Annotated in this window: 19 protein-coding genes; all 19 read left to right on the top strand. The window is 69.0% G+C overall.

Features of this window, described 5'->3' with window-relative positions; translation table 11 throughout:
* Positions 1-71 precede the first annotated feature (71 nt).
* Positions 72-635: an elongation factor P gene (efp, locus tag ACWGLC_RS05440; protein WP_230928871.1), complete on the top strand. Its 564-nt coding sequence runs from the start codon at positions 72-74 to the stop codon at positions 633-635.
* Between the two features lie 2 nt (positions 636-637).
* Complete coding sequence (nusB, locus tag ACWGLC_RS05435; protein WP_452098924.1) at positions 638-1,264, top strand: transcription antitermination factor NusB; 627 nt, start codon at positions 638-640, stop codon at positions 1,262-1,264.
* Between the two features lie 69 nt (positions 1,265-1,333).
* On the top strand, positions 1,334-1,924 hold the full coding sequence (gene pyrR, locus ACWGLC_RS05430; RefSeq protein WP_452098923.1) for a bifunctional pyr operon transcriptional regulator/uracil phosphoribosyltransferase PyrR: 591 nt from the start codon (positions 1,334-1,336) through the stop codon (positions 1,922-1,924).
* Positions 1,921-2,862: an aspartate carbamoyltransferase catalytic subunit gene (locus ACWGLC_RS05425; RefSeq protein WP_452098922.1), complete on the top strand. Its 942-nt coding sequence runs from the start codon at positions 1,921-1,923 to the stop codon at positions 2,860-2,862. The genes pyrR and ACWGLC_RS05425 overlap by 4 nt, the downstream gene beginning before the upstream one ends.
* The gene (locus ACWGLC_RS05420) at positions 2,859-4,175 is read left to right on the top strand and encodes a dihydroorotase (protein WP_452098921.1); all 1,317 of its coding nucleotides are present in this window, start codon (positions 2,859-2,861) and stop codon (positions 4,173-4,175) included. The genes ACWGLC_RS05425 and ACWGLC_RS05420 overlap by 4 nt, the downstream gene beginning before the upstream one ends.
* A complete protein-coding gene (locus ACWGLC_RS05415) occupies positions 4,172-4,720 on the top strand; it encodes a PH-like domain-containing protein (RefSeq protein WP_452098920.1) in 549 nt (182 codons plus the stop codon). The genes ACWGLC_RS05420 and ACWGLC_RS05415 overlap by 4 nt, the downstream gene beginning before the upstream one ends.
* Positions 4,717-5,928, top strand: coding sequence for a glutamine-hydrolyzing carbamoyl-phosphate synthase small subunit (gene carA, locus ACWGLC_RS05410; RefSeq protein ID WP_452098919.1), 1,212 nt, complete (start codon positions 4,717-4,719; stop codon positions 5,926-5,928). Before ACWGLC_RS05415 ends, carA begins: the two co-directional genes overlap by 4 nt.
* Complete coding sequence (gene carB, locus ACWGLC_RS05405) at positions 5,928-9,290, top strand: carbamoyl-phosphate synthase large subunit (RefSeq protein WP_452098918.1); 3,363 nt, start codon at positions 5,928-5,930, stop codon at positions 9,288-9,290. The genes carA and carB overlap by 1 nt, the downstream gene beginning before the upstream one ends.
* A complete protein-coding gene (gene pyrF, locus ACWGLC_RS05400) occupies positions 9,287-10,138 on the top strand; it encodes an orotidine-5'-phosphate decarboxylase (RefSeq protein WP_452098917.1) in 852 nt (283 codons plus the stop codon). The genes carB and pyrF overlap by 4 nt, the downstream gene beginning before the upstream one ends.
* Before the next feature lie 418 nt (positions 10,139-10,556).
* Entirely contained in the window at positions 10,557-10,880 is a 324-nt protein-coding gene (gene mihF / locus ACWGLC_RS05395) for an integration host factor, actinobacterial type (RefSeq protein WP_182633042.1), read from the top strand.
* 7 nt (positions 10,881-10,887) lie between these two features.
* Positions 10,888-11,487, top strand: coding sequence for a guanylate kinase (gene gmk / locus ACWGLC_RS05390; RefSeq protein WP_452098916.1), 600 nt, complete (start codon positions 10,888-10,890; stop codon positions 11,485-11,487).
* Between the two features lie 90 nt (positions 11,488-11,577).
* On the top strand, positions 11,578-11,862 hold the full coding sequence (rpoZ, locus tag ACWGLC_RS05385) for a DNA-directed RNA polymerase subunit omega (protein ID WP_061228655.1): 285 nt from the start codon (positions 11,578-11,580) through the stop codon (positions 11,860-11,862).
* A gap of 26 nt (positions 11,863-11,888) precedes the next feature.
* Entirely contained in the window at positions 11,889-13,103 is a 1,215-nt protein-coding gene (coaBC, locus tag ACWGLC_RS05380; protein WP_452098915.1) for a bifunctional phosphopantothenoylcysteine decarboxylase/phosphopantothenate--cysteine ligase CoaBC, read from the top strand.
* Positions 13,104-13,199: 96 nt separating this feature from the next.
* Positions 13,200-14,414 carry a methionine adenosyltransferase gene (gene metK, locus ACWGLC_RS05375; RefSeq protein WP_452098914.1) on the top strand — a complete coding sequence of 405 codons (1,215 nt, stop codon included), beginning with the start codon at positions 13,200-13,202 and terminating at the stop codon, positions 14,412-14,414.
* Between the two features lie 43 nt (positions 14,415-14,457).
* A complete protein-coding gene (locus tag ACWGLC_RS05370; protein ID WP_452098913.1) occupies positions 14,458-16,503 on the top strand; it encodes a primosomal protein N' in 2,046 nt (681 codons plus the stop codon).
* A gap of 85 nt (positions 16,504-16,588) precedes the next feature.
* Positions 16,589-17,143: a peptide deformylase gene (def, locus tag ACWGLC_RS05365; protein ID WP_452098912.1), complete on the top strand. Its 555-nt coding sequence runs from the start codon at positions 16,589-16,591 to the stop codon at positions 17,141-17,143.
* Between the two features lie 2 nt (positions 17,144-17,145).
* A complete protein-coding gene (gene fmt, locus ACWGLC_RS05360; RefSeq protein WP_452098911.1) occupies positions 17,146-18,099 on the top strand; it encodes a methionyl-tRNA formyltransferase in 954 nt (317 codons plus the stop codon).
* Positions 18,096-19,619 carry an RsmB/NOP family class I SAM-dependent RNA methyltransferase gene (locus ACWGLC_RS05355; protein ID WP_452098910.1) on the top strand — a complete coding sequence of 508 codons (1,524 nt, stop codon included), beginning with the start codon at positions 18,096-18,098 and terminating at the stop codon, positions 19,617-19,619. The genes fmt and ACWGLC_RS05355 overlap by 4 nt, the downstream gene beginning before the upstream one ends.
* 100 nt (positions 19,620-19,719) lie before the next feature.
* A complete protein-coding gene (gene rpe, locus ACWGLC_RS05350) occupies positions 19,720-20,388 on the top strand; it encodes a ribulose-phosphate 3-epimerase (protein WP_452098909.1) in 669 nt (222 codons plus the stop codon).
* The last annotated feature ends 1 nt before the right edge of the window (position 20,389 follow it).

The raw sequence follows: 20,389 nt of genomic DNA, 5'->3' as shown, positions 1-20,389 counted from the left end.
GCCAGATCCACGACTATCCGCGAGGCAGCTCTCCCGGCCGCCCGCGGACGACTTTCGAAGGAGTACCCACCATGGCGTCCACCGCCGACTTCAAGAACGGTCTCGTCCTCAAAGAGGAGGGCCAGCTGTGGCAGATCGTCGAGTTCCAGCACGTCAAGCCCGGCAAGGGCCCGGCGTTCGTGCGGACCAAGATGAAGAACGTGGTCTCCGGCAAGAACATCGACAAGACGTTCAGCGCCGGCGTGAAGGTGGAGACCGCCACCGTCGACCGCCGGGACATGACTTTTCTGTACCGCGATGGTGAGGACTACGTCCTCATGGACGAGCAGGACTTCGAGCAGATCAACGTCTCGCCGGTCGTGATGGGGGACGGCGCGCGCTTCCTGCTCGAGAACACCAGCGTCCAGGTCTCGATGCACGAGGGCCTGCCGCTGTTCGCCGAGATGCCGGTCGCGGTCGACCTGGTCGTCCAGCACACCGATCCGGGCCTGCAGGGTGACAGGTCGACCGGCGGCACCAAGCCGGCGACCCTCGAGACCGGTGCCGAGGTCCAGGTTCCGCTGTTCATCAACACCGGCGACAAGCTGCGCATCGACACCCGTGACGGCCACTACCTCAGCCGGGTGAACGACTGATCATGGCGGAAGAGGTCGATCACCGGAGCCGGGGGTCCCGGTACCGGGCGCGCAGGCGTGCCGTCTCGCTCCTGTTCGAGGCGGAGCTGCGCGATGCCGATGTCGTCGAACTCGCTGAGGAGCGTCGCCGGATGGGCGAGGACTCCCAGGAGTTCCACGATGTCGCACCATTCACCATGGAGATCGTGGCAGGCGTCGCCGAGCGCCTGGACCGGCTCGATTCGATGATCTCCGAGCACCTACGTGAGTGGACGCTCGAGCGTCTGCCCGCGGTGGACCGTGCCGTGCTCCGTGCAGGCGCATGGGAGCTGCTGTTCGGGACCGAGCAGGTCGAATCGGCCATCGTGATCGATCAGTCGGTTCTGCTCGTGTCGGATCTGTCGGCTGAGAAGTCGGTGCCGTACGTCAATGCCGTCCTGGACCGGATCGCCGGCCTCGCCGAGCACATCCGGGCTGCCGAGCAGGCGGTCTCGGTGCTGGGGTCATCGTCGGCGTCGGCGTCGGCGTCGGCGTCCGAGTCGGTCGGGTCGGCAGAGTCGGCAGAGGATACTGCGGAAGCGGATCCCGAGGTGTCGAAGGACGTGTCGGAGGCCACTTCCACCGAGCCGGGAGCGGGGACCGCGGACTGATAGAGTTCGGTATCGAAAACTATCCCTTTAACGAGCCGTCCAGTGAGGCGGACAAGGAGGTGGTGATCGGTGAGCGCTGAAGGTTCGGATACGAACGCGAACTCGGTGTCACTCTTCACGTCCGAAGACGTGGCCAGGACGGTGTCCCGCCTGGCCCATCAGATCATTGAACGTACCGCCGCGGACTCCCCGGATGCGGGCTCCGTCGTCCTGCTCGGCATTCCCACGCGCGGCGTTCCACTGTCCGCCCGGCTGGCGGATCGAATCCGCGAGTTCAGCGGAGTCGCCGTCCATGCGGGATCGATCGACGTCACGTTGTACCGCGACGATCTGGCCGGCGGTCCGCACAGGCCGATGAACCCGACCAGGGTTCCCGCCGAGGGCATCGATGGCGCGACCGTCATCCTCGTCGACGATGTCCTGTTCTCTGGGCGGACGATCCGCGCGGCCTTCGACGCGCTGCGGGATCTCGGCCGCCCCGCCCGCGTCCAGCTGGCCGTGCTGGTCGACCGGGGCCACCGCGAACTACCCATCCGGGCGGACTACGTAGGCAAGAACGTCCCCACGTCGCGGGAGGAGGGCGTGTCGGTGCAGTTGAGCGAGATCGACGGGGCCGACGCGGTGGTACTCCGGCGCCCCGTCCCGGAGGAGAACCGATGAAGCACCTGCTCTCCGCCGCCGAGCTAGACCGGGACACGGCGCTGTCGATCCTCGACGAAGCCGGCAGGCTCAAAGAGACGCTCCTCGGCCGCGAGGTGCGCAAGCTTCCGACCCTGCGCGGGAAGACCGTGCTCACGGTGTTCTACGAAAATTCCACCCGGACGCGCGTCTCGTTCGAGACCGCCGGCAAGTGGATGAGCGCCGACGTCATCAACGTGTCGGCAAGTGCCTCCTCTGTGCAGAAGGGCGAATCACTGCGCGATACCGCCCTGACCCTCACGGCGATCGGCGCCGACGCACTGATCGTGCGGCACCCGGCCTCCGGATCGTCCACGCAGATCGCACGATGGGTGTCTCCGGGCGGCGTCGGGCCGTCGGTGATCAACGCCGGTGACGGGATGCACGAGCATCCGACCCAGGCTCTCCTCGATGCGATGACCCTCCGGGAGCGGATGGGGGGCATCGAGGGCCGTCGGGTCGTGATCGTCGGGGACATCCTCCACTCTCGCGTGGCCCGCTCCAACGCACTGCTCCTGTCAACTCTCGGCGCCGAGGTGGTCCTCGTCGCCCCGCCGACCCTGCTGCCCGTGGGCGTGGACGGCTGGCCCGTCCGCGCGTCCACCGATCTGGACGCCGAACTCGCCGGTGCGGACGCGGTGATGATGCTCCGGGTCCAGGCCGAGCGGATGAACGGCGGGTTCTTCCCGTCCGCCCGCGAGTACGCGGTGCGCTACGGGCTGGGACCCGCTCGCGCCGCTCGGCTGGGCGAGGATGTCGTGGTCCTGCACCCCGGGCCGATGGTCAGGGGGATGGAGATCGGCTTCGATGTGGCTGATGCCCCGTCCTCGGCGATCCTCCAGCAGGTGACCAACGGCGTCCACCTCCGCATGTCTGTTCTCCTCCACACTCTCGTCGGAATGGAAGGAACCACCGAGTGACCGTCCCCGAATCCCCGACCCTGCTGTTGCGTCGGGTCCGTCCCTACGGCGAGGGGGACCCCGTAGACGTCCTCATCCGGGACGGACACATCGCGGCGCTCGGGCCCGGCGCCGGCGAGGGGCCCCCCGCCGACGCGGAGGTCCACGATCTCGACGGCGCGGTCCTCCTCCCGGGTTTCGTCGATCTGCACACGCACCTGCGCGAGCCGGGCCGCGAGGACACCGAGACCATCGCCTCGGGTTCCGCGGCCGCAGCACTGGGCGGCTACACCGCCGTCTTCGCGATGGCCAACACTCAGCCACCTCAGGACAACCAGACGGTCACCGACTCCGTGTGGCGGATCGGGCGCGAGGTCGGATTGTGCGACGTCCATCCCGTCGGAGCGGTCACCGTCGGACTCAAGGGCGAGCAGCTCACAGAGATGGGGCAGATGGCCGACGGTGCGGCGAAGGTCAAGATCTTCTCGGACGACGGCATGTGCGTATACGACCCGCTGGTGATGCGTCGGGCCCTCGAGTATTCGGCCGGGCTCGGTGTCCTCATAGCCCAGCATGCCGAGGAGCCGCGGCTCACCCGTGGCGCCGTCGCACATGAGGGCCCGACCGCGGCTCGCCTCGGTCTCACCGGCTGGCCCCGGTCCGCCGAGGAATCCATCGTCGCCCGTGACGCGATTCTGGCGCGGGACGCCGGCGCGCGCGTGCACATCTGTCACGCGTCGACAACCGGGACGGTGGAACTGCTCGCGTGGGCGAAATCCCAGGGGATCTCGATCACCGCCGAGGTCACCCCCCATCATCTACTGCTGGACGACTCGCGGCTGGAGACCTACGACGGCGTCTACCGGGTCAACCCCCCGCTTCGCGAGGCACACGATGCCCGCGCGCTCCGCGAGGCGCTGGTTTCCGGGGTCATCGACTGCGTCGCGACCGATCACGCACCCCACGCAGCACAGGAGAAGTGCTGTGAGTTCGCCGCGGCCCGCCCGGGAATGCTGGGCCTCGAGACCGCGCTCCCGATCGTCGCCGCACTTCTGATCGACACCGGCGACATGACCTGGCGTGATCTCGCCCGCGTCATGAGCGTCCGGCCCGCCGAGATCGCCGGTCTGACCGACCAGGGGCGACCGATCGAGGTGGGGGAGCCCGCAAACCTCGCCGTCGTCGACCCCGATTCCTCCTGGACGGTGATCGGCGAGGACCTCGCCAGCCTGTCCGCCAATACCCCCTACGAGGGGATGACATTCGCGGCGAGGGTGGTGGGCACCGTCTACCACGGGCGCATGACCAGCCGCGACGGGAAGGTACTCGCATGAACCAGGACTTCTGGACAGCGCTCGTGATGATCGTCCTGCTGCTCCTCCTGATCGGCCTGATGACGCTGGGATGGCGCAACCGCAGCCGGTCACAGGCGGGCCTGTTCGACTCGCTACCGCAGCCCCCCGCCGATCCCGGCGCCGTGGTGCTGGGACCGCTGACCGGCGTCTACGTCGGCAGCACGGTGGCCGGGGACTGGCAGGCCAGGATCGCGCGCCCACCGCTCGGGCACCGTTCGGCCGCGACCCTCACGGCATACACCGACGGGCTTCTCCTCGAACTCGCCACCGACGTGGTGTGGATTCCCCGCGCCGACCTGATCGGCGTGCGCCGGACCTCCGCGCTGGCGAACAAGACCGTCCCCGGCGGAGGCATCCTCGCCGCCCGGTGGCAGGTCACCGCACCAGGAGGACGCACGGTCATCGACTCGGGATTCCGGGCCGACGACAAAGACAGCTATCCGCGCTGGGAGGCGCTCCGCGGTGACGCCGCGCCCTCCGACCGGACCGACACCCCGACCTCCACCACCGAGGAGAAGCAGTGACATCGCAGAACAACACGCCCGCGAAGCCAGGAGCACGCGAGCCCGCCGCGCTCGTCCTCGAGGACGGTCGCATCCATCGCGGCACCGCCTTCGGCGCTCGCGGCACCACGCTCGGCGAGGCTGTCTTCACCACGGCGATGTCCGGCTACCAGGAGACGATGACGGACCCGTCGTACTGCCGGCAGATCGTCGTGACGACCGCACCCCAGATCGGTAACACCGGCTGGAACGACGAGGACGGCGAGTCGCTCCTCGACGGCGAGGACCGAGGCGGTCGGATCTGGGTGTCCGGCCTGGTCGTCCGCGATCTATCGCGACGCGCCTCGAACTTCCGCGCGGAGCGCACCCTCGAGGACGAGATGATCGCCCAGGAGATCATCGGCGTCGCCGACATCGACACCCGCGCGGTCGTACGACACATCCGCGACCGGGGCGCCATGAAGGCCGGCATCTTCTCGGGTGAGGACCTGGCCGATGACGAGTCGATGGTCGCGACCGTGCGTGCGCAGGAATCCATGGCCGGGGCGTCCCTCTCTGACGAGGTCACCACGGAGAACGCGTATGTAGTGGAGCCGGCCGAGGGCGAGGCACGCTACTCGGTTGCCGCGCTGGATCTGGGAATCAAGTCCAACACCCCGCGGATGCTCGCCGAGCGCGGTGTGCGGGTCCATGTCATCCCCGCCTCGTCGACGCTGGCGGATGTGCTCGACCTGGACGTCGACGGCGTGTTCCTGTCGAACGGCCCCGGCGACCCCGCGACCGCCGACGCCGCGGTGCACCTGACCAAAGAGGTCCTAAGCCAGGGCATCCCGTTCTTCGGCATCTGCTTCGGTAACCAGATCCTCGGCCGCGCACTGGGCCTGGAGACCTACAAGATGCGCTTCGGCCACCGGGGAACCAACATCCCGGTGATCGAGAAAGCCACCGGCAACGTGGCGATCACCTCGCAGAACCATGGTTTCGCGCTCCGTGCACCCGAGTCCGAGACCTGGCAGACGCCGTGGGGATCGGCGAAGGTGACGCACATCTGCGCCAACGACGGGACCGTCGAGGGCGTCGCTCTCGCCGACGGCAGTGCGTTCTCCGTCCAGTACCACCCCGAGGCCGCGGCCGGCCCACGTGACGCCGCCAACCTCTTCGACCGCTTCGTCGACCTGCTCGGTTCGTCCGTCGCCGGGTCCGCAGACACCAGAAAGGGCGCCCTCTGATGCCCCGCCGCACAGACATCAACCACGTCCTCGTCATCGGCTCCGGCCCGATCGTCATCGGGCAGGCGTGCGAGTTCGACTACTCGGGCACACAGGCCTGCCGTGTCCTGCGCTCCGAGGGCCTGCGGGTCACGCTGGTCAACTCGAACCCGGCCACGATCATGACCGACCCGGAGTTCGCCGACGCCACGTACGTCGAGCCGATCACCCCCGAGTACATCGACAAGATCTTCACTAAGGAAGCGGCCGAGGGGCACCCCGTCGACGCCGTCCTGGCGACGCTCGGCGGTCAGACGGCCCTCAACGCCGCGATGCAGCTCGATGCGCAGGGGATCCTCGCCAAGCACGACGTCGAGCTCATCGGCGCCGACATCCCGGCCATCAACCGGGGCGAGGACCGTCAGATGTTCAAGGACATCGTCGCCGGCGTCGGTGGGGAGTCCGCCCGCAGCGCTGTCTGCCACACCATGGAGGAGGTCCACGCGACCGTCGCCGAGCTCGGACTGCCGGTCGTCGTGCGTCCGTCCTTCACCATGGGCGGCCTCGGTTCGGGCCTCGCCTACACCATGGACGACCTCGAGCGGATCGCCGGCGGCGGCCTCGCGGCCTCGCCGACCGCGAACGTCCTCATCGAGGAGTCGATCCTCGGGTGGAAGGAGTTCGAGCTCGAGCTCATGCGCGACAACAAGGACAACGTCGTCGTGATCTGCTCGATCGAGAACGTGGACGCGCTGGGTGTCCACACCGGTGACTCGGTGACCGTCGCGCCGTCGATGACGCTCACCGACCGCGAGTTCCAGAACATGCGGGACATCGGTATCGACATCCTCCGCGCCGTCGGCGTGGACACCGGCGGGTGCAACATCCAGTTCGCGATCAACCCGGTGGACGGCCGTCTCGTGGTGATCGAGATGAATCCGCGTGTGTCCCGCTCGTCGGCACTGGCCTCCAAGGCCACGGGATTCCCCATCGCGAAGATCGCGGCGCGCCTCGCCATCGGCTACTCGCTGGATGAGATCACCAACGACATCACGGGCGAGACTCCTGCGAGCTTCGAGCCCACCCTCGACTACGTCGTGGTGAAGGCACCGCGCTTCGCGTTCGAGAAGTTCCCCGGAGCCGACGACACGCTGACCACCACGATGAAGTCGGTCGGCGAGGCCATGAGCCTGGGACGCAACTACCGCGAGGCGCTGGGGAAGGTCATGCGCTCGCTCGAGACCAAGGCCGCCGGATTCTGGACCCTGACCGACGAAGCGATCGCCCCGGGTCGGTCCACGGACGTGGCGGCTGTTCTCGACGACCTGCGTCGCCCGACCGAGGGCCGCATGTACGACGTCGAGCTCGCGCTGCGCCTGGGTGCCACGGTCGAGCAGGTTTACGAGGCCTCGTCGATCGACCCGTGGTTCCTGTACGAGGTCGAGGAGCTCGTCGCCCTCCGCCGCGAGATCGTCGACGCCCCGGTCGTCGATGAGAGCCTTCTGCGCAGGGCCAAGCACAACGGCCTCTCCGATGCCCAGATCGCGGCGCTCCGTCCTGAGTTCGCCGGCGCCGAGGGGGTTCAGCGGCTGCGTCACCGGCTCGGGGTCCGACCGGTCTACAAGACGGTCGACACCTGTGCGGCCGAATTCGAGGCGAAGACGCCGTACCACTATTCGACCTACGAACTGGACCCGGCGGCCGAGTCCGAGGTGGCCCCGCAGACCGAGCGCGAGAAGGTCATCATCCTGGGTTCCGGCCCCAACCGGATCGGCCAGGGCATCGAGTTCGACTACTCGTGTGTCCACGCCGCGCTCACACTCTCCGAGGCCGGCTACGAGACGGTCATGGTCAACTGCAACCCGGAGACCGTCTCCACCGACTACGACACGGCCGACCGTCTGTACTTCGAGCCGCTGACGTTCGAGGACGTCATGGAGGTCTACCACGCTGAGTCGGAGTCCGGGACCGTGGCCGGCGTGCTCGTCCAGCTCGGCGGCCAGACGCCTCTGGGTCTCGCCGCGCAACTCGAGGACGCGGGCGTTCCGATCGTCGGGACCAGCCCGTCCGCCATCGACCTCGCCGAGGACCGCCGTGAATTCGGCGAGGTGCTCGTCAAGGCCGGCCTGCCGGCGCCCGCCTTCGGCACCGCCATCAACGCCGACGAGGCCACCGAGATCGCCGGGAACATCGGCTATCCGGTGCTCGTCCGTCCCTCGTACGTCCTCGGGGGACGTGGGATGGAGATCGTGTACGACGAGGACTCGCTCCGGTCCTACATCGATCGCGCCACCGAGATCAGCCCGGACCGTCCGGTCCTGGTCGACCGCTTCCTCGATGACGCGGTGGAGATCGACGTCGACGTGCTGTGCGACGGCACCGAGGTCTACCTGGGGGGCGTCATGGAGCACATCGAGGAGGCCGGGATCCACTCCGGCGACTCCGCGTGTGCGCTCCCGCCCATCACCCTGGGTCAGGACGACATCGACCGGGTTCGCCGCTCGAGCGAGGCACTCGCCTTCGGAATCGGCGTCAAGGGTCTGATGAACGTCCAGTACGCGATCAAGGACGACATCCTGTATGTCCTCGAGGCGAACCCGCGCGCCAGCCGCACGGTGCCGTTCGTGTCGAAGGCGACGGGTGTCCACCTGGCCAAGGCGTGCGCGCGCATCATGATGGGCGAGTCGATCGCCGACCTGCGTGCGGAAGGTCTGCTGCCCGCGGACCGCGACGGTGGCTCGCTGCCCTCCGACGCCCCTGTCGCGGTCAAGGAAGCGGTTCTGCCGTTCAACCGTTTCCGCACCCCGGAGGGGGACACCGTGGACTCCCTCCTCAGTCCTGAGATGAAGTCCACCGGCGAGGTCATGGGAATCGGCCCGGACTTCGCCGTGGCCTTCGCCAAGGGCCAGCTTTCCGCGGAGGGCGTCCTGCCGACGTCGGGCACGGTCTTCGTCTCCGTCGCCAACCGCGACAAGCGTTCGATGGTGTTCCCGGCCCAGCGCCTCGCGGCTCTCGGGTTCACCGTCCTGGCCACCGAGGGCACGGCTCTGATGCTCCGCCGATACGGGATCGCGTGCGAGACCGTCGCGAAGCTCACCGAGTCGGGCGCGGGACCGGTCGACGCCGACGGTGGGCCGGTTCGGACCATCGTCGATCGGATCAACGCGGACGAGGTCGACCTGATCCTGAACATCGCCTCGTCGACGGGCGGCACGCGCGCGGACGGTTACGAGATCCGTTCCGCTGCGATCTCACGCCGGGTCCCGTGCGTCACCACCGTTCAGGGTGCCACCGCCGCAGTGCACGGCATCGAGGCGATGCGTCAGGGCGACGTGGCGGTCAGCCCGTTGCAGCAGCTGCACTCGTGGTTCGCCACACGATGACCGAAACCGACCCCCGGGCCTCGTTCGGTGCTCGCCTCCGGTCCGCAGTCGCCGACCGCGGGAACCTGTGCGTGGGAATCGATCCGCACCCGGCGCTGCTCGAGGCCTGGGGGTTGGGGGTGGGCCCGGCCGGCGTCGCCGAGTTCTCCCGACGCGCGCTGGAGGCATTCGGCGACCTCGTCCCCGCGATCAAGCCCCAGGTGGCGTTCTTCGAGGAGCACGGTTCCGCTGGTATCGCCGTGCTCGAGGAGGTGCTCTCCTCGATCACTACCGCGGGAGCCCTCTCCGTCGCCGACGCCAAGCGTGGCGACATCGGGTCCACCATGGCGGGATACGCCCGGGCGTGGCTCGCCGACGGATCACCGCTCGCGTGTGACGCGCTCACCGTGTCGCCCTATCTCGGCGTGGGGTCGTTGGATGCCGCGTTCGACGCCGCGGCCTCGACCGGGCGCGGGCTGTTCGTGCTGGCACGTACGTCCAATCCGGAGGCCGGCGGGCTCCAGGGTGCGGTGGGGACGGACGGCACCGTCGCGCAGTCGGTGGTCGACGAGATCGGGCGTCGGAACACCGGTGCGTTCCCGGATGACGTGGGTTCGTTCGGCGTCGTCGTGGGTGCGACCGTCGCGGACCCGCCCGTCCTCGAGCGGCTCCGCGGCCCGGTTCTCATGCCGGGGGTGGGGGAGCAGGGGGGCACACTCGCGGACGTGCGACGAATCGCCGGCCCGGCACTGCCCGCCACCCTGGTGAACGTCTCCCGGCACGTCCTGCGGGCGGGCCCCGACGTCGGCGCGATGCGCGCTGTCGTCACGGATCTCTCGGGGCAGTTCAGCTTTGCCGACGCCCCCTGAGCACCGTTTTCCTCTCGGTACCCACCTCTCACAGCGGTAACGACCGCCGGGGCGTCGAGGAGATCATCGACTGCAATTTTCAGGCGTTTCGAGTCGCATCCACGAGCACGCAGGGCTAGTCTGCCTCTAACCTCAAAACGTCAAACCGCATGTCAGGCAGGGTTCCACACGGGACCCCGTGCGGGTGCACGGCCAACCGGCCGCGTACTGTTGCTGAGGTCATCAGGCCCGATGCGGTCGCCGGCTCCGTCAGGGAGGCGGTACCGCCCGGGTACGGTGAGCACGAGGGAGCGCCCGCTTCCGGAACGATCCGCAGCCCGCGGACGCGCCGGGGACGGTCACCGCACACCAGACGCTGGTGTCCTACCTTGGACATCCGCGTGAGTCATGAGACACACACGAACGAGACGGAGGAATTGTGGCCCTTCCCCAGTTGACCGATGAGCAGCGCGCTGCTGCTCTGGAGAAGGCGGCTGCGGCCCGTCGTGCCCGGGCTGAGCTCAAGGAGCGCCTGAAGCGCGGCGGCACCGACCTCAAGCAGGTGCTCAAGGACGCTGAGACCGATGAGATCCTCGGCAAGATGAAGGTCTCGGCGCTGCTCGAGGCTCTGCCCAAGGTCGGCAAGGTCAAGGCTCAGGAGATCATGACCGAGCTGGAGATCGCGCCCACGCGTCGCCTGCGTGGTCTCGGTGACCGCCAGCGCCGCGCGCTGCTCGAGCGGTTCGACTTCACGGTCGACTGATCGACGCATGAACACACCGTCGCCCGGGGCGAACAACCCGGAGACGACGGCGATGAGGGGCCGGCTGATCGTCTTGGCCGGCCCCTCCGCTGTCGGCAAGTCAACCGTTGTAGCCCGCCTTCGCGAGCGCGTCTCGGATCTCTACTTCAGCGTCTCGATGACCACCCGGGCCCCGCGCCCCGGTGAGGTCCACGGGCACGACTACTTCTTCGTGTCGACGGACGAGTTCCGGGACGCCGTTGCCGAGGGCCGCATGCTGGAGTGGGCGGAGATCCATCGAGGACTCCAGTTGTCCGGCACCCCCGCCGAACCGGTCCACGAGGCACTGGAGGCGGGGCGGCCGGTTCTCATCGAGGTCGACCTCGAAGGCGTCCGCCAGATCCGCGAGTCGATCCCGGAGGGGCGAACGGTCTTCCTGGCCCCGCCGTCCTGGGAGGAACTCGAGCAGCGGCTTCGCGGTCGCGGCACGGAGCCGAACGAGGTCGTGGCGCGCCGCCTCGAGACCGCGAAGGTCGAAATGGACGCTCGCGGCGAGTTCGACGAGGTCGTCGTCAACGACGAACTCGAGACCGCAGTCGAACAATTGGTATCATTGCTGGTCGGCTAGTGCCGTCGCCCGGGCACCACGTCAGTGTGGCCCGGGCCAGGGCCGAAACTTCCCGCATCACCCAGGCTTGTACCCAGAGGAGAACCCATAGTGGCCACCACCGAAGCCGCAGCGGCCACCCCGCTGTACGACACCCCGATCGGCATCACCAACCCCCCGATCGATGAGCTTCTCGAGCGGGCGTCCTCCAAGTACGCACTCGTGATCTTCGCCGCGAAGCGCGCTCGGCAGATCAACTCGTACTACAACCAGATCGAAGAGGGGATCCTCGAGTACGTCGGACCGCTCGTCGATCCCGGTCTCCACGAGAAGCCCCTGACCATCGCCCTGCGCGAACTCCACTCCGACCTTCTCGACTGCGCCGAGGGCGAGTGACCCCCGAGGGGGACGACAGACGCGCGATGCGTGTCGTCGTCGGCGTCGGAGGCGGGATCGCCGCCTATAAGGCCTGTGGCCTCATCAGGCTCCTCACCGAGTCCGGTTGCCACGTCGACGTCGTCCCCACAGAGGCGGCCCTGAACTTCGTCGGGGCCGCCACCTTCGAGGCACTGTCCGGGAACCCGGTGTCCACCGGTGTGTTCTCGGATGTTCCCTCCGTCCGGCACGTCGCCCTGGGGCAGAAGGCCGATCTGGTCGTCATCGCCCCTGCGACGGCGGACCTGATGGCCCGTGCGGCGTCCGGCCGCGCTGATGATCTGCTCACCTCCACCTTGTTGACCGCGAGGTGCCCGGTGTTGCTCGCTCCGGCGATGCACACCGAGATGTGGGAGCACCCGGCGACGCAGCGGAACGTCGAGACCCTGCGCGGAGACGGACTCCACGTGATGCCCCCGGCCCGCGGCCGACTCACGGGAGCGGATACCGGCGCGGGGCGGCTGCCCGAGCCGGCCGACATCGCCCGACTGGCGCGGTTGCTTCTCGACGGCGGTTCGCTTCCCTGGGACCTGGCCGGAAAACACATCGTCGTCACCTCCGGCGGGACGCGTGAGGAGATCGACCCAGTTCGATTCCTCGGCAATCGCAGTTCCGGAAAACAGGGACATGCGCTGGCGGCACTCGCGGTCGCCCGGGGCGCCGAGGTGACACTGGTGACCTCCGCGGACCTCCCGACACCGCCCGCGGTCACCGAGGTGCGGATCGAATCGGCCCGCGAGCTCCGCGAAGAGACGCTGCGCGCGGCAGCCACGGCCGACGTCGTGATCAAGGCGGCCGCTGTGGCCGATTTCCGGCCCAGTCACGTGTCGGAATCGAAATTGAAGAAGGGGACCGGCGCGGAACCGGCCGAGATCCGACTCGAGCGCAACCCCGATATCCTCGCTGATCTCGTCGCCGCGCGCGGCCGCGGCGAGGTGCCCACCTCGTGTCTGCTCGTCGGTTTCGCCGCGGAGACCGGTGACGCGTCCGGGTCCGTCCTCGAGCACGGTCGGGCGAAACTGGCGCGAAAGGGGTGCGACCTCCTCGTCGTCAACGAGGTCGGTCGGAACACCACATTCGGCAGAGACCACAACGGGGGTTGGATTCTCGATTCCGACGGCGGGGAGATACTCGTCGACCGCGCGAGCAAGGATGTCCTCGCCGGGCGCATCCTCGACGCGGTGGTGGAACGGTCCCGCTGACGGACCGCGCGCAGTGACGTGGGACGCACCGACTAGTCTGTTCTCACGCGGTCGGCGACGACCGCACGCGATCCGACGATGGAAGAGAGAATCACTGTGACGCAGGCACGTCGGCTGTTCACCAGCGAGTCCGTGACCGAGGGGCACCCGGACAAGATCTGTGACGCGATCTCAGACGCGATTCTGGACGCGATGCTGGAGCAGGATCCGGCGGCCCGGGTGGCCGTGGAGACGATGGTCACCACCGGCCAGGTCCATGTGGCCGGCGAGGTCAAGACCACCGGGTACGTCGAGATCCCCCAGCTGATTCGCGACAAGATCGTCGAGATCGGCTACGACTCGTCCGACAAGGGTTTCGACGGCATCTCCTGTGGTGTCTCGATCTCGATCGGACAACAGTCGCCCGAGATCGCGATGGGAGTGGATACCTCACACGAGGCCCGCACCTCGGTGGAGTCCGTCGAGGACGAGATCGCGCGTCAGGGCGCCGGTGACCAGGGTCTGATGTTCGGTTACGCCTGCTCGGATACCCCTGAGCTGATGCCGCTGCCGATCGCGCTCGCGCATCGACTGTCGCGCCGCCTGACGGAGGTTCGCAAGAGCGGCACTCTGGCCTACCTGCGTCCGGACGGCAAGACCCAGGTCACCGTCGAGTATGACGGCGACAAGGCGGTCCGGCTCGACACGATCGTGATCTCGACCCAACATGCGGACGGGATCGATCTGGAGACCACGCTTCGCGACGACCTGACCGAGCATGTGATCAAGCCCGTACTGGCAGAGGAAGCCGCCCTGGCGATCGACCAGAGCGATTACCGGCTCCTGGTGAACCCGACCGGCCGGTTCGTCCTGGGCGGGCCGATGGGTGACGCCGGCCTGACCGGCCGCAAGATCATCGTCGACACCTACGGCGGAATGGCCCGCCACGGGGGCGGCGCGTTCTCGGGCAAGGATCCGTCCAAGGTGGACCGGTCGGCTGCGTACGCCATGCGTTGGGTCGCCAAGAACATCGTCGCCGCCGAGCTAGCCGAGCGTGTCGAGGTACAGGTCGCGTACGCGATCGGCAAGGCCGCTCCGGTCGGCCTGTTCGTCGAGGCGTTCGGGACCGAGAAGGTCTCCCTGGACACGCTCCAGCAGGCCGTGTCCGAGGTGTTCGATCTCCGTCCGGGTGCGATCATCCGGGATCTGGACCTCAAGCGGCCGATCTACGCACCCACGGCTGCCTACGGGCACTTCGGCCGTACCGATATCGACCTCCCCTGGGAGCGGACCGATCGTGTCGACGAGCTGCGTAAGGCCGCAGGACTCTGACTCGACCTCTCGTCTGTCGTAACGGGATGCGAGGATCCCGTACGTGACGACCACACGGCCAGCGACCCGGGCCCCGGCGGCTGACGCCCCGGTGGCCCGGGTCCTGCCTCTGCTCGGGGTGCCGCATCTGGACCGCGAGTTCGACTATCAGGTGCCCGAGTCCCTGACGGGGCAGGCCCTGCCGGGCACGCGTGTAAGGGTTCGCTTCGCCGGTCGGTTGGTCGATGGATTCGTCATCGCGCGGTCGGAGGAGTCGGAGCATCGGGGCGAGTTGGCGTGGTTGGAGCGCGTCGTCTCGCCGGAGGCTGTGCTCACGCCCGCGTTGTTCGGGTTGGTGGAGGCGGTCGCGCGCCGGTGGATGGGCATGCGTTCGGATGTCATCCGGTTGGCGGTCCCTCCTCGACACGCCGCCGCGGAGAAGTCCGTGCCGGAGCCCCTCGAGCCGCTCGGGGTGACCACGGGCCCGGTCGAGCTCCCCGAAGGCTGGGACGACCACCCGATGGTCACCAGATTCCTCGAAGCCGCCACCGCCGGGATCCCCGCGCGAGCGGTATGGACGGCCCCGCCCGGCCGGGATTGGGCCACGGCTCTGGCGTCACTGGCGGACTCGGTCAGACGCAGGGGCCTGCAGGTTCTGCTGATCGTTCCGGACCAGCGGGATGTCGACCGTCTCACGGAGGCGTGTCGGGCGGCCGTGGGGGGAGGAGCGGCCGGCCGGGATCTCGTCGCGGACCTGTCCGCGGGTGTCGGCCCTTCCGCGCGCTACCGGCGCTGGCTGAGGGCGACCCGGGGGCATGCGCGAATCGTCGTGGGCACCCGGAGCGCGGTGTTCGCCCCGCTTCCGGAACTCGGTCTGATCGTCCTGCACGATGACGGCGACGATTCCTTCGTCGAACCGCGGGCGCCGTATCCGCATACGCGTGAGGTGGCGGTTCAGCGTTCACTTCTCGACGAGACCCCGCTCATGTTCAGTTCTGTCGACCGGACGCCGGAGGTCGCGGAGTACGTCCGGTCGGGCTGGGCCCACGAGGTACGTCCGCGGACGGGTCTCATCAGGGAACTCGCTCCGCGCGTCACCGCGGTGACCGATGCCGATCCGATCCAGGCGAGGGACGTGGCCGGGGGTCGCACCAGGTTGCCGGCCGTCGCGCTCACCATGGCGCGGGAGGCGATCGACGTGGATGCGCCGGTGCTGGTCCAGGTTCCGCGTAAGGGATACATTCCCACCCTGCTGTGCGGTTCATGTCGTGCGCCCGCGCGGTGCCGACGGTGCAACGGCCCCGTCAGGGCCGGCCGCATGGACGAGGTCTACGGGCCGGTGGATCTCGCGTGTGGTTGGTGTGGCGCACCGGAGACCGGATTCCGGTGCGTCGCGTGCGGGTCCAGGGCACTTCGTGCCGGCGTGGTCGGCGCCGGAAGGACCGCCGAGGAACTCGGACGGATGTTCCCGGGGGTGAGGGTGCGGACGAGCAGGGGAGGAGAGACCCTCGATTCCGTCCCCGCCGCCCCTGCGATCATCGTGTCGACCCCGGGGGCTGAACCGGTCGCCGAGGGTGGGTACGGGGCCGCGCTACTACTCGACTCGTGGGCCCTGCTCGGCAGGCCTGACCTGCGTGCGGTCCAGAAGGCACTGAGGCTCTGGATCGGCGCGGCGGGCCTGGTCCGCCCCGCCGAGGAAGGTGGCCGGGTCTTTCTGTCGGCGGATTCCGAATCGCCGGTGTCGCAGGCGCTGGTGAGATGGGCTCCGCAGGCCTGGGCGGAGCGTGAGCTGGCGGACCGGGCCGAGGTGGGGTTCCCGCCGGCGGTGCACATGATCGCCGTCGACGGCCCGGCCACCGCGCTTTCCGAGTTCCTCGATGGCTTCCGGCTCATCGATCGTGTCGAGGTACTGGGCCCGGTGGACCTCCCTGAGGGTGAGGAGCTTCCGGGTCAGGAGCAGATCGAGGATCCGGAACGACTACTGCTACGGATCCCTCCCGCCGACCTCCCCGTGGTCGTCACGGAGGTGCGGGCGTTCGTGGTCGGTCGATCCGGCAGGCGCAGTTCAGAGCCGGTCCGTGTGCGGCTGGACCCGGTCCACATCGGTTGACCCTACCGGCGCTCGTTCGGTCGGCTGGATTACCCCTAGAATGGACCGTCACCACCACCAGTGCTCGCGAGGAGACCAGATACGCATGCCCGTCCTTCCCGTCCGGCTCTTCGGCGACCCGGTACTCCGGACTCCGACCGACCCGGTCACGTCCTTCGATGACAGGTTGGAGCGGGCGGTGACGGACCTGATGGACACCGTCCGCCACGAGGACGGCGCCGGGCTGGCGGCCCCACAGATCGGGTTGTCCATCCGGGTGTTCGTCTACAGCTGTGGAGGCCGGGAAGGACATCTCGTCAACCCGGAGTGGGAGCCGATCGGTGACGACAGGACCCACGTGAACGAGGGGTGCCTGTCGATCCCCGGGGTGTCCGAGCCGACGGAGCGATTCGCCCGCGTGCGAGCGCGAGGCCGGGACCTCCATGGCCGGCCGGTGAGCTTCGAGGCCGACGGCATCCTCGCGAGGGCCGTCCAACACGAGACCGATCACCTCGACGGGATCCTGTTCCTCCAGCGCCTCGCTCCCGAGCAGAGGAGGTCGGCCATGGCACAGATCCGCTCGTCCTCCTGGTTCGGCAGTGCCGGGATCAGCGCGGGCGTTGTCCATGATCAACTGTCCGAGACGACGGGGGCGAGATAATCATGCGGCTCGTCTTTGCCGGGACGCCGGAGGTGGCGGTCCCCTCGCTCAGGGCGCTGTTGGACAGCGATGCACACGAAGTGGTGGCGGTTGTTTCCCGGCCGGACGCCAGGACTGGGCGGGGACGGGGTCTTTCCCGCAGCCCCGTCGCTGCGGCGGCGGATGCCGCGGGCATCGAGGTCCTGACACCTCCCAGTGCCCGCGACCCCGAGTTCGGTGAGCGTCTCCGAGAACTGGCTCCGGATGCGGCACCTGTGGTCGCCTACGGCCACCTCGTGCCCCGGCCGGTGCTCGAGATCCCCACGCATGGGTGGATCAACCTCCATTTCTCCCTACTGCCGGCCTGGCGGGGCGCTGCCCCCGTGAACGCCGCGATCGCGGCCGGGGATGAGGTCACCGGTGCCACGACCTTCCGACTCGACGAGGGCATGGACACCGGGCCGGTGCTGGGGACCATGACCGAGACCATCCGGCCGCGCGACACGGCGGGGGAGCTCCTGGGCCGATTGGCCGATGCGGGCTCCGGGTTGTTGTTGGCCACCCTCGACGGAATCGAGGCCGGGCGGTTGCGCGCCGAGCCGCAACCGCAGGACGGCGTGTCCTACGCGGGGAAGATCACCGTCGCTGACGCCCGCGTGCGGTGGACGGATCCGGCCATCGCGGTGGATCGTCATATCCGCTCCGTGACCCCGGCTCCGGGCGCGTGGACGACCATGGGGGGTGAGCGCGTCAAGATCGGGGTCGCGCGCCCGGCCGATCAGACCGAGATCGAGGCCCTGGGGCTCGAATCCTCGCTCGCACCGGGACGTATCCGGTGGGGCAAGCGAGCGTTCCTCGTGGGGACAGCGTCGGCCCCGATTCTCATCGAGAAGGTGCAGCCTCCGGGTAAAAAGATGATGGACGCGCTGGACTGGGCGCGCGGTGCACGGCTCGAGTCCGGGACGGTGTTCGAATGAGCGCCGACGATTCACGCGGCCGGGGACAGTCGCCTCGGGGCCGCGGCAAGGGCTCAGGACAGCGTCCACGCGGCGGCGCCGGTGGTCAGGGAACTCGACGGGACAGCGCGCACGGTCGGCGGGGGCCGCAGGGTCCGGGCCAGAACAAGCGTCCGCAGCCGCAGGCGCCCCGCCCCGACGCCCGGGCGGTCGCGCTGGCGGTCATGACCGCCGTGCGGGAACGCTCCGCGTACGCGAACCTCGCCCTCCCGGCCGAACTGCGCCGGGCCCGGCTGGACGCGAGGGACTCCGCCCTCGCGACGGAGCTCACCTACGGAACCCTGCGTGCGCAGGGCCTACTCGACCGCATCATCGCACTCGCGGCGTCACGTTCCGTCGACGAGATCGACCCTCCCGTGTTGGACCTGGTCCGGCTCGGTGCGTACCAGCTGCTGTTCACCCGAATCGGTGCCCACGCGGCGGTCGACACCACCGTGGAAGCCGCGCGGACCGAAGGTCTGGGCCGCGCGGGCGGATTCGTCAACGCGGTTCTGCGCAAGATCGCGGCGCGCACGACCGAGGAGTGGATCGACGCCCTCCGGGAGGCGGTGGCGGATCCGATCGCCCGGATGGCGATCGGCACGGCGCACCCGGAGTGGATCGCCCGGGCCTTCGCCGAGTCACTCGGTTCCGCGGCAGGCGAGCTTCCCGAACTGTTGGCGGCGGACGACGCGAGGCCCAGGGTTCATCTGGCCGCGCGCCCGGGTGCGATCACCGGCGAGGAACTGGCACTGGTGACAGGCGGACGGGAAGGGCGGCTGTCTCCGTACGCCGTGCACCTGGATTCCGGGGATCCGGGATCCCTCGACGCCGTCCGCGAGGGCATGGCCGCGGTACAGGACGAGGGGAGCCAGCTCGTCGCGCTGGCCGCTGCCGGGCTGCCGGTCCTCGGCGAGGACGGCGGGCGTTGGCTGGACCTGTGCGCGGGCCCGGGCGGTAAAGCCGTCCTACTCGGGGCGCTGGCGGAGATCGAAGGCGCCTCACTCACCGCGGTGGAGGTGTCCGAGCACCGTGCCGCTCTGGTGCGTGAGGCGACCAAGGATCTCCCGGTCACGGTGCACACCGCCGACGGTCGGAAACCGGGGCTCGAGCCGGGCTTCGATCGCGTGCTCCTGGACGCACCGTGTTCGGGACTGGGGGCCCTGCGTCGTCGTCCCGAGGCGCGCTGGCGCAAGACCGCGGCGGACGTTCCCGAGCTCGTGTCGCTGCAGCGCGCGCTCCTCGACTCGGCGTTGGATCTGGTCCGGCCGGGCGGGGTGGTGCTGTACGCCACGTGTTCGCCGCACCTGTCGGAGACGGTGTCGGTGGTCCGCGAGGCGGGGCGGCGGGCGGACGTGGAGACGCTCGACGTGCAGGAGGTGCTGGCCGGGATCTGCGTGGAGCCGATCGATGGTCTCGGTACCGGGCCGTGGGCCCAGCTCTGGCCTCACCGGCACGGGACGGACGCGATGTTCATGGCCGCGCTGCGCCGCGTCGGCTGATCAGGGGTGTTCGGCTGAGCGACAGCACGGAACGCCCCTGTCGGGCACGGGCCGCGGGCGAGAATCGAAGCAGCCGTACGCGAGGCCTAGACTGGACGGCATGTCGTACCAGCCGCTCATCGCGCCGTCGATCCTGTCCGCCGACTTCGCCCGTCTCGACCGCGAGATCGAGCGGATCCCGTCCGCCGACTGGATCCACGTCGACGTGATGGACGGCCACTTCGTCCCCAATCTCTCCTTCGGCGCGCCGGTCGCCAAGGCGGTCGGCGCGGTCACGGACAAGCCGATGGACTGCCACCTCATGATCGAGGACCCTGCCCGCTGGGTCGGCGATTACGTGGACGCCGGCGCGTTCAACGTCACCTTCCACGTGGAGGCGACCGACGACCCCGCGGGCGTGGCCGAGCTGCTGCACGCAAAGGACTGCAGGGCGGGGATCTCCCTCAAACCGGACACCCCGGTCGAGCCCTACCTGGAGCTTCTCGACCATGTCGACCTGGTGCTCGTGATGAGCGTCGAGCCCGGTTTCGGCGGCCAGAAGTTCATGCCCGAGATGCTCGACAAGGTCCGCACCCTGCGTGCGGAGATCGATCGTCGTGGGCTCGACGTGCTGATCCAGATCGACGGCGGGATCGACGCCGCCACGATCGGTGAGAGCGCCGCGGCGGGAGTCGACGTCTTCGTCGCCGGGTCGGCCGTCTACGGCGCGCCCGACCCCGACGCGAAGGTCGAGACCCTCCGCGCGGAGGCTCTGGGCGCCCGGGCGTGAC

The sequence above is a fragment of the Dietzia sp. NPDC055877 genome (genome assembly GCF_053615975.1).
The sequence above is the reverse complement of the archived record's forward strand: the minus strand, read 5'-3'. Positions and strand labels throughout refer to the sequence as shown.